Origin of the sequence: Streptomyces hydrogenans, assembly GCF_014656075.1 — a bacterium.
GTDB lineage: Bacteria > Actinomycetota > Actinomycetes > Streptomycetales > Streptomycetaceae > Streptomyces > Streptomyces hydrogenans.
In genome coordinates this window covers 40715-50486 of sequence record NZ_BNBS01000055.1, presented here as the reverse complement: position 1 = coordinate 50486, position 9772 = coordinate 40715, and the positions used below count along the sequence as shown (strand labels likewise).

Sequence of the window (9772 nt, the reverse complement as noted above, 5' to 3'; positions counted from 1 at the left end):
GGTCACCTCGACCGAGCGCAGAGCCTGCTGGACGACACCCGCCGCACCGCGACCGGCCTCGGCAGGGACGCGGTCCTCCCCGCGCTCGAACGCACCCAGGCACTTCTGGACGCCGCCCGCGGCGACTTCGGCACCGCGGCCCGGCGCCTCGACGACGCGGCCGGCCGCCTCCGCCACCTCCCCCTCGAACGAGGCAGGACCCTGCTGGCGCTCAGCCACACCGAACGGCGCGGCCGCCGCCGCGCCAGCGCCCGCACCGCCGCGCGAAGCGCCACCGACCTCTTCACCACCCACCAGGCACACCCCTGGGCCCAGACCGCCGCGCACACCCTCGGCCGACTGGAAGACGCCCCCACGGACGACGACGCCCGCCCCCGCCTCACCTCCGCCGAACGGCGTTGCGCCGAACTCGCCGCCGCCGGAGCGAGCAACCGCGACATCGCGACCGCCCTCACCGTCAGCGTCAAGACGGTCGAAGCGACCCTCACCCGCGTCTACCGGAAACTCGGCCTCCACTCACGCTTCCAACTCGCGCACACCGTCACACCGGCACGTGAGTGACACTCTCGGGCGACGCCAGGAGCCGCCGGGTTCAGCCGTGTACCGGGCGACGACCGGCCTGCACCACGGATCGTCAGAACTCTTGCCCGCCACCCCATGACCTCACGTGGCGAGGGACTCGGAAGGGGTGACGGCCCGCAGTGACAGTTCCGAGGTCTGCCGTGGACCCGTCGGTCAGCGGATCACTGTGGTGGTGCTTCTCTCTGAAAGACCCGCCCGGACGACCTGCCGTCTCCCGGGCCCGAGGCAGGCCCGGAACCCTGTTCGACTGAACAAACCCGCCGCCGGCAGGCGGATGGCCTCCGAGCCTCGGGCGTGATGCCGTTCCGGAGTTACGGGGTGCCGCCTTGTTCGGTCACGCGGGTCCAGGTGTTCATGATGATGAAGGTCTTGGTGCCCTCCACCTTGCCGGTCCGGCGTACGGCGTTGATCACCTGCTGAAGATGGCTCACGTCCCGGACCCGGAGCCTGAGCAGGGCGTCGGAGGTGCCGGCGATGCTGTGGCTCTCCTCGATCTCCGGGATGCTCTCGGAGATGCCCTGGATCTCGTCGCTGTCGGTCGCGCCGAGCAGGCGGATCTCGATGAACGCCTGAAGCATGCCCGCCCGGCTGTCCTCGATGACCGCGGTGTAGCCGCGGATCACACCCTCCCTCTCCATGCGCTCTATGCGGCGCGCGCACGGAGCCGCTGAGAGTCCCACGACACGTGCGATCTCCGACACGGGCGCTCGCCCGTCCTTGCGGAGGATGTCCAGTATGTGGCGGTCGATCGCATCCACGGCCCACTCCCCGAATCATGCGCGTCACGCATGAGTCACGCGCCGAATGCTTCCTTGTTCGTTACGGACCGAGTGAACCACGCTCAACACGTGCGTGATGATGCCCGGCCTATCGCCTGGGGAACGCCGTCCTGCCATCGTCATGGCGTCCGGGTGATCCCCGGCAGGAGGCTCGCACCGGCCAACCCCTACGGCGCGAACTCCGACCAGGTGACAGGTGCGCGGGTATCCCCGGCACCCCGCGGCCGGCCCCACATCCTGGGGCCGGCCGGGCACCGGACCAGGCCCGCCGGCAGCGATCATCGCGTGGCCGCACAAGGCCTGACTTCGACGACACGCTCACGAAGCTGTGCTGCACCTGATCCGTGGCTCCGTCACGACGCATGGTGAACATGGGCACGACTCGGGGCTCGGTCCGGGTCTTGCAGGACCGAGGTCCACGCCTCCATCCCGGTTGACGTCTCCGATGCCCGCCGGGCGTTGATCGAGCCCGTGTTCGCCGCCTGGCGGGCGGCCCGCTCTGGGCCCAGGGCGGCGGCGCTGGTGCATGATCCGAGAGAGATCGGGAACGCGATCCTCTACGTCGATCGCACCGGGATTCCGTGGGAACACCTGCCGCCGGCGCCCAGCCGCTCCAGCAGCCGGTGACGGCCGCCCACGAGACGCCCGGGAGGACCCCGCCGACACCCCGGGGCAGCGCACCTCGCCCGGCCTGCGGAGCCGAAAGGCCGCCGCCCCGGAACCGCGCAATCACCGGCACGCGGACGGACCGCACCCCCGACGTCCCCGGCCCCGCCCCACCCTCCCGCCCGCGCCCCGCCCTTCGGGTACGCCGCGGTTTCCTGAGCGCAATGCCGCCGAAACACCCCCTCCCTACCGTCACTCCCACACCGGTCATGGCTGCAACGGCCGGTGCGCGCCCGGACACGGAGCCTGCCCGGGCGCTAACCAGCCGTCTTCCGCCGAGCTACGAGGAGGAACGATGGCTGTGGTCGAGCACGCCGTCGCGCCCGCACCCCAAGCGCCCCACCCCGTCGACGTACGACCCCCGTGGCGACGGCTCGTGCCGCTGAGCCTGCAGCACCTGCTCGTCGCGTACGCCGGCATGGCCACGATGCCGCTGCTCGTGGGAACCGCACTCCACCTTCCCGAGGACCGGATACGCCTGCTCATCAGCGCGAACCTGCTGGTCAGCGGAGTCGCCACCGTGCTGCAGTCGCTGGGCCTGAAGTGGTTCGGGGCGCGGCTGCCGATCGTGATGGGCTCCACGTTCACCGCGATCACCCCCGCCATCCTCATCGGGCAGCAGCACGGGCTCGCAGCCGTGTTCGGGGCGACCGTCGTCTCCGGCCTGGTGACGCTGGCCGTCGCCCCCTGGTTCGGCCGCTGCCTGCACCTGTTCCCGCCGCTGGTCACCGGGACGGTCATCGCCGTCATCGGGTTCTCGCTGGTGCCCTCGGCGGCCGGTCTCGTCGCCGGGCACGAGACCGCCGGCAGCGGCGGCCGCGGGCTCGCGCTCGCCGCCGGGACGGTGCTGCTCGTGGTCCTCGCGCCGCCCGCGCTCGCCCGGTTCTCCGTGCTCCTCGCCATGGCCGCGGGCACCGCGGCCGCGCTGCCGCTGGGACTGTTCGACGGATCGGGAGTCACGGACGCCCGCCTCGTCACCGCCCCCGACCCGACCGTCTTCGGCGCCCCCACCTTCGTGGTGCCCGCGATCGCCGCGATGCTCGTCGTGCAACTCGTGAACATGGTGGAGTCCGTCGGCGACACCCTCGCGGTCGGCCAGATCGTCGGCCGCGGCGACGACGCGCCCACCGTCGTACGGGCACTGCGCGCGGACGGGGCCGCCACGGTGCTGTCGGGGGCGCTCGCCTCCTTCCCCATCGTGACGTTCGGCCAGTCGGTGGGCCTGGTGAGCGTGACACGTGTGAAAAGCCGCCATGTGGTCGCCCTGTCGGGCGCGTCGATGGTGGTGCTCGCGTTCGTGCCCGTACTCGGGGCCGCCGTCGCCGCCGTCCCGGGGCCGGTACTCGGCGGGGTCTCGCTCGTCATGTTCGGGACCGTGGGCGCGGTCGGGCTGCGCATCCTCGCGCGCGCCGACCTGACCGAGCCGCGGAACCTGCTGACCGTAGCCCTCGCCTTCGCGCTCGGCATGATCCCCGTCGGTGCACCGGACTTCTACGCGCCGCTCCCCTCCCACCTGCGCACCGTCCTGGACAGCGGCATCGCCGTCACCGGGATCGTGGCGTTCCTGCTCAACCTCCTGTTCCACCACACGGGCGCGGCCCGCCACCCGAAGGAGACCGCCCGGTGAACCCCGCGACCATCACCGACGTCACCGTCCACACCGGTGACCGCTGGCTGCCCGGCAGGGACGTCCACCTCGCCGGCGGACGGATCACGGCGATCTCGGAGCATGGCGAACTCCCGCACGCCGGCGAGGTCTTGGACGGACACGGCGGCCACCTGACGCCCGGCCTCGTCAACACCCACACCCACCTCTTCCAGGCGGGACTCCGCGGCATCGGCGAGGGCCTCGGGCTCCTCGCCTGGCTGGGCGCCGTCGGCGAGGAGGCGGCGCTCCTCACCCCCGAGCGGGCCTACGCGACCGCCGCCGCGGCCGCGGCCGAAGCACTGCGCAGCGGCACCACCACGCTCGTCGAGCACATGTGGCCCCACCCGTCGCCCGCGGTCCACGACGCGGTGCTCCGGGCCCTCGAGGACAGCGGCGTACGGGCCGTGCTGTGCCGGGGCGTCGCCGACCGCGCCGACCCCAGCCGCAGATGGGGCTACGACCCGCGGCTGATGCAGCCGCTGGAGGAAGCCCTCGCCCACACCGACGAGCTGATCGCGCAGACCCGCGGCAGCCGGGTGGACATCGGCGTCGCCGTGCCCAATCCCCGGTGCCTGACCCCGGAGGGCATGGGCGCCGTACGCGCGTACGCCGAGGAGCGCGCCCTGCCCGTCTCGCTGCACCTCCTGGAGACCACCACGGACGACGTGCTGTGCCGCGACCGCACGGGAGCCGGCGCCGTCGAGTATCTGGAACGCGCCGGGTTCCTGTGGGACCGCCTCCTCGCCGTGCACTGCGTGGAACTCGACGCCGCCGGACGCGCCACCCTCGCCCGGCACGGCGTCGGCGTCTCGTACAACCCGCTGAGCAACATGCGGCTCGGCAGCGGCATCGCACCGGTCCCCGAGATGCTCGACGCCGGCCTCGGCGTCGGCCTCGGCGTCGACGGGGCCGCCAGCAACGACACCCAGGACATCCTGGAGGCCCTGCGCATCGGCGCCTATCTGCAGCGCGCCGCACACCGCAAGGCGGACCTGCTCGGGTTCCCCGAGATGTTCGCCATGGCGGCGGGCGGCGCGAACCGGGTCCTCGGCATCGAGGAGAACCCCGACGGCGGCGTGCGGCCGGGCATGAGGGCGGACCTCGTCCTGCACCGCTTCGACCGCGACTACGCCTGCCTGCCCGTCCGCGACCCGGGTGCCACGCTGCTGACGTGCGCCGGCAGCAGGACGGTGGCGGCCGTACTGGTCGGCGGCGAGGTGCTGGTACGCGACGGAGAACACGTCCGCCTCCCCTCGCACCAGCTGGCGGCGGGCCTCACCCGCTCCGGCCCCGGCGACGGGCGACCGTCCGGGCCCACGACCCCGACCGGGGCCCCCGCGAGCTTTACCACCGCGTAACAGCACGACCCCCACCGGTAACACCCACCGTGCAGGCTGAACCCATCGCGCGCGGGCCCCGGCGACCGGGACCCGCGCCAGCCCACGGCGCCGGACCCACGAAGAGGTCCGCCGCGACCGTGCACGCGGGTCTCTGAGCACCCGCGCTGGGGATCGCAGGGGCGGTGACTGCATCCCGTAGACCCCTCCCTGTCCGAGGAGCGACAGCCGCCATGACCCACACCACCCACACACTCGAAGAGCTGGCCAAGGAAACCCGCATGGGCGGGGCCGGGACGGAGACGTCCGCCCGGGAGATCCGCCGCATCGACCTCACCGACTTCGACCGCCGCAAGGGGGAGATCACCGAGGAACTGTGGGCCGCCGCCACCGACATCGGCTTCTTCCAGCTGGTCAACCACGGCATCGAACCCGACGCCGTGGGCCGCGCCTTCGCCGACGCCGAGGCCTTCTTCGCCCTCCCCGAGCACGCCAAGGCCCGGCACGCCCTGAAGAAGGGCCTCAACTCCGGCTGGGAATCGATGACCCAGGTCCGCCCCTCGGTCAAAACGCCCGACCAGAAGGAGTCGTACCAGGTCACCCGCCCGCACATGGACGGCCTGTGGCCCGACGACACGCTGCCCGGCTTCCGGCGGCGCGTCCTGGACTTCGAGGCACGCTGCCGGGACCTGGCGATGCGGGTGCTGTCCTGCTTCGCCGACGGACTGGGGCTCCCCGACGGGTTCTTCACCCGCGCCCACGACCCGGCGAGCCCGAACTACCAGTCCACCCTGCGGATGCTGCACTACTTCGCCGTCCCCGCCGACGCCGTGATCCCCGCGAACGTGTGGCGGGCCGGCGCCCACACCGACTTCGACTGCCTGACCTTGCTGTTCCAGCGGGCCGGGCAGGGCGGCCTGCAGGTGTGCCCCGGCAAGGAGGCCGAGGCCCAGGAGTGGACCCCGGTCGAACCGGCCGACTCCGTGATCACCTGCAACATCGGCGACATGCTGATGCGGTGGAGCGACGACCGGCTCCCCTCCAACTTCCACCGCGTCAGGTCACCGGGCCCCGACGACGACCGGTCGGCCCGCCACAGCATCGCCTTCTTCGCCCAGGCCGACCGCGACGTGGTGATCGAGGGCCCGGAGGGCCGCTACCCGCCGATCACCGCGGCCGACTACATCCAGCAGCGGATCGCTGCCAACTTCGCCCGATAGGAGGACGACCGACGTGACGACGCCCGCGAAGGACGGACGGCGGGCCGGCTTCGGACGGCTCGCGGTGCTGGGGCTCCAGCACGTGCTCGTGATGTACACCGGCTGTGTGACCGTGCCGCTGGTGTTCGGTGCCGCGGCCGGCCTCGACACCGCGACGATCGCCGTCCTGATCAACGCCGACCTGCTCGTCGCGGGCGTCGTCACGATGATCCAGGGCGCCGGTGTCGGCCGCTTCCTCGGCGTGCGGATGCCGGTGATGGCGGGGGCCGCGTTCACGGCGGTGACGCCGATGATCCTGATAGCCGGGGAGTACGGCCTCCAGGCGGTGTACGGCTCGATGCTCGCGGCCGGGGTGTTCGGGCTGCTGATCGCCTACCCGTTCGCGAAGGCGGTCCGCTTCTTCCCGCCGCTGGTGAGCGGCGTGGTGATCACGGTGGTGGGACTCGCGCTGATCGGCGTGGGCGTGAACCTGGTCGTCGGGAACGACCCGGAGGCCGCCGACCACGCGGCGCCCTCGCGGCTCGCGCTCGCCGCGTTCGTGGTCCTCGTGATCCTCCTGGTGGCGCGGTTCGGACGGGGGTTCCTCGCCCAGACCGGCGTGCTGCTGGGCCTGCTGGCGGGGACGGCGGCCGCCGTCCCGCTCGGCCTGGTCGACTTCTCGGCGGCGCGGACGGCGGACTGGGTCGGGGTCGCCGCACCGTTCCACTTCGGCGCCCCGGAGTTCCCCGCGGTCGCCGTGCTGTCCATGTGCGTCGTGATGCTCGTCCTGTTCGCCGAGTCGACGGCCGATCTGATCGCGGTCGCGGAGCTGACCGGGAAGCGCCTGACCACCGCCGACATGGCGCGCGGACTGGCCGCGGACGGGCTCTCCGGCGTGCTGGGAGGCGTCATGAACGCTTTCCTCGACACTGTGTTCGCGCAGAACGTGGGCCTGGTGACGATGACGAAGGTCCGCAGCCGGCACGTCGCCACGGTCGCGGGCGGCATCCTCGTGCTCCTCGGCCTGGTTCCCCGACTCGGTGCGCTGGTCGCCGGGTTGCCCCAGCCGGTGGTCGGCGCGGCGGGACTCGTGATGTTCGCGACGGTCGCCGCGGTCGGTGTCGGCACCCTCCGCAAGGTCGACTTCGACGGTACGCACAACCTGCTGATCGTCGCCGTGTCGATCGGCGTCGGCATGGCACCCGAGGTCGCCCCCGATCTGTACTCGCGCCTCCCCGACGGCATCGGCATCGTCCTCGGCTCCCCGGTGACGAGCGCGACACTGCTGGCGTTCTTCCTGAACCTGGCGTTCAACGGCGGGACCTCACGCCGTGACCCCGGCCTCGTACGGGCACCGGCGCCGGAAGGGAAGGGGCGGCACGCAGGCGGGGCGGACGGGACGCCGGCGGCAGAACCTGACGGGCTCGTGCACGGCAAGCGGTGAGACGCCGTCCCCTGGACCGCCGGTCACGGCCGCGGGAGGGAAACACGCCGCGCCGCGCCCTCCGCCGCCGTCCTCTCCGCCTGGGACGGAGTTCTCGCGGTCCCGTCCCGCACGCCCGGTTCTCCCCTGCCGTCAGCGGACGACCCCGGCCCCGGCCCGGCCACCCCATGCGGTCATCGGGTCAAGCAGCGGTGGCAAGCCGAGGTTTCGTCGGCGGGGTGAAGGCGATGGCTTCACCGAATTCCTGCCGGATGGTCAGGCAGTGGTGGAGCTGGCCGATCATGCGGTTGAACAGGTGGCGGAGGGCTGCGCAGTAGCGGTCGCCGGTCTCGCGTCGGCGGTTGTAGCGGGCGTGGGCTCCGGGTGAGGCGGTCAGGGCGACGAACGCCCGGTGCCGGCCGGCTGCCGCGAGCCGGCTGTTCTTGATCCGGCGGTGGCTGACGCGGCGGCTGCGTCCGGATTCGCGGGTGACCGGGGCGCTTTTGGCATAGGCCTTCAGGTCGCGGGCGGTGTCGAAGCGGGTGCGGTCGTCGCCGATCTCGGCGAGGAGAGCGAGGTTCTGGCGTCCCCTCGTCCCGGGACGGGGATGAAGCTCGGCCACCACGAGGGCACACCCTTGGGGCACGGAGGAGTGGCGGCGCCCTCCCAGAAGATCGAGAGGACGCACCGGACGACACCGGGGAGCGTCACCGCGAGGGCAAAGGCATGGCGGAGGGGAGGGTTCCCGAGAAGGGCGCCCACCGCGATCCAGACCAGCAGCAGGACCGTCCAGAGGCCCGGGATGAACAGCCACAGCGGGAACCGCTGTTGGCCGCGTCGCTCACCCCCACGTCACAGGTGGTCCACGACCTGCCCGGAAGCATGGCAGCGGATGGCGCGGCGGCACGGGGCGATGGTTTCGGGCATATCCGCCGGGCCCGGGACCCGCGGCAACCGCTCTCCGGGCGGGTGGCGACCGACATGGCCGGCGTCGTCCGCACGAGTGCGGAATCGTTGCTTCCGAGCACCGGCGCCCCGCGCCCTCCAGCCCGCCCCACGAACACCGGAGAACGAAAAGAACTTCTTCTTATGAATACCCCTCGCGCGCCCCCTTTCCGCGCTGTCCAAAAAACGTCGTCCACTCATTCACGGCCCCTCGCGTCCGCTGCTACTCTGCGAACTCCCCATTCGGATGTGATGGAGATTCTCCGCATGGAAGATCGACCCGACGAGGGATCGCTGCCGGCGAATTCGTGGACCATCGGCGCGTCCGCCCGCGAGTGCCTCCGCTATGCCGCGTACCCGATTCTGCTCCTGTCCGCAGTCTGGCTCTTCACCTCGGTCCTGCACTTCGGCTGGGACCGCGGCCGGGCCGTCCAGTTCTTCCTGATCGGCACCATCGTCTATCTCGCGGCACTGGAGCGGCTGATCCCGCACCGGACCGACTGGCACCCGAGCGGCCCGGAACTGTGCTGGTACACAGCGTATTTCGGGTTCACCATGGCCGGCGCCGTGTTCGGCAAGTCGGTCGTCACGGCCGTTCTGGCCGCGACCCCCGTCACGGGGCCGGGGCTCCCTCTCGGGGCCGAGGTGCCCCTCGCCCTGCTGGCCTCCTCACTGGCCGGCTACCTCGCCCACCGCTGGGCGCATTCCAATCGGTGGCTGTGGAAGGTGCACGGAATCCATCACGTCCCGGGAAAAGTGAACGTCGCCAACAACGGCGTCAACCACCTACTGGATGTCGCCTTCAAGCAAGGCGCCGTCCAATTGACACTGGGATTTCTCGGATTCTCCACCGACTGCCTTTTCGCGGTGGCGCTCTTCACCCTTGTTCAGGGTTATTTCGTGCACGCGAACGTGGACGTCCGGCTCGGTCCGCTCCACCACGTCCTGGCCACTCCCGAGCAACACCGGCTGCACCACAGCGCCGACCTGGCCGAGGCCGGTCACTTCGGCGTGGACCTCTCGGTCTGGGACCGCCTCTTCGGCAGCTTCACCTGGCGACCGGACCGCCGCCCGGCGATCGTCGGCGTCAAGGACCCCGCCACGTTCCCGGAGACCGGCTCGATCGTCGCCAGCCTGCTCCACCCCGTGCGCCGTCCGCCCCGCACCGCGTAGTCCCCCGTACCGCGCGCACC

The 9772-nt window shown here is 71.9% G+C and carries 7 protein-coding genes and 2 pseudogenes; 7 read left to right on the top strand and 2 right to left on the bottom strand.

The window, feature by feature from the left end; genetic code table 11:
- The coding region (locus tag IE321_RS22880; protein WP_190224342.1) for a helix-turn-helix transcriptional regulator at positions 1 to 561 on the top strand (561 nt) is incomplete at its 5' end.
- A 332-nt stretch (positions 562 to 893) separates the two neighbouring features.
- Here IE321_RS22880 and IE321_RS22875 read toward each other — a convergent pair.
- Complete coding sequence (locus IE321_RS22875; protein ID WP_190224341.1) at positions 894 to 1340, bottom strand: Lrp/AsnC family transcriptional regulator; 447 nt, start codon at positions 1338 to 1340, stop codon at positions 894 to 896.
- A 447-nt stretch (positions 1341 to 1787) separates the two neighbouring features.
- Here IE321_RS22875 and IE321_RS22870 point away from each other — a divergent pair.
- The 5 genes and pseudogenes from IE321_RS22870 to IE321_RS22850 all read left to right on the top strand — a co-directional run.
- Positions 1788 to 1958: pseudogene (locus IE321_RS22870) on the top strand (transposase); the annotation flags it as partial.
- A 364-nt stretch (positions 1959 to 2322) separates the two neighbouring features.
- Positions 2323 to 3654 carry a uracil-xanthine permease family protein gene (locus IE321_RS22865; RefSeq protein WP_190224340.1) on the top strand — a complete coding sequence of 444 codons (1332 nt, stop codon included), beginning with the start codon at positions 2323 to 2325 and terminating at the stop codon, positions 3652 to 3654.
- On the top strand, positions 3651 to 5033 hold the full coding sequence (locus IE321_RS22860) for an amidohydrolase family protein (RefSeq protein ID WP_190224339.1): 1383 nt from the start codon (positions 3651 to 3653) through the stop codon (positions 5031 to 5033). Before IE321_RS22865 ends, IE321_RS22860 begins: the two co-directional genes overlap by 4 nt.
- A gap of 212 nt (positions 5034 to 5245) precedes the next feature.
- Positions 5246 to 6232 (top strand): isopenicillin N synthase family dioxygenase, encoded by a 987-nt coding sequence (locus IE321_RS22855; protein WP_190224338.1) that lies wholly within the window; start codon positions 5246 to 5248, stop codon positions 6230 to 6232.
- A 13-nt stretch (positions 6233 to 6245) separates the two neighbouring features.
- Entirely contained in the window at positions 6246 to 7655 is a 1410-nt protein-coding gene (locus IE321_RS22850) for a nucleobase:cation symporter-2 family protein (RefSeq protein ID WP_226652373.1), read from the top strand.
- Positions 7656 to 7836: 181 nt separating this feature from the next.
- On the opposite strand, the pseudogene IE321_RS22845 reads toward IE321_RS22850, so the two are convergent.
- Positions 7837 to 8205 (bottom strand): annotated as a pseudogene (locus IE321_RS22845) (transposase); the annotation flags it as partial.
- A 641-nt stretch (positions 8206 to 8846) separates the two neighbouring features.
- Here IE321_RS22845 and IE321_RS22840 point away from each other — a divergent pair.
- Positions 8847 to 9752 (top strand): sterol desaturase family protein, encoded by a 906-nt coding sequence (locus IE321_RS22840; protein WP_190224336.1) that lies wholly within the window; start codon positions 8847 to 8849, stop codon positions 9750 to 9752.
- Positions 9753 to 9772: the final 20 nt, after the last annotated feature.

What these genes read in the sequence shown, in the direction of transcription:
- IE321_RS22865 (WP_190224340.1), top strand. Translation starts at nt 2,323, where the DNA reads ATGGCTGTGGTCGAGCACGCCGTCGCGCCCGCACCCCAAGCGCCCCAC.
- IE321_RS22855 (WP_190224338.1), top strand. Translation starts at nt 5,246, where the DNA reads ATGACCCACACCACCCACACACTCGAAGAGCTGGCCAAGGAAACCCGC.
- IE321_RS22840 (WP_190224336.1), top strand. Translation starts at nt 8,847, where the DNA reads ATGGAAGATCGACCCGACGAGGGATCGCTGCCGGCGAATTCGTGGACC.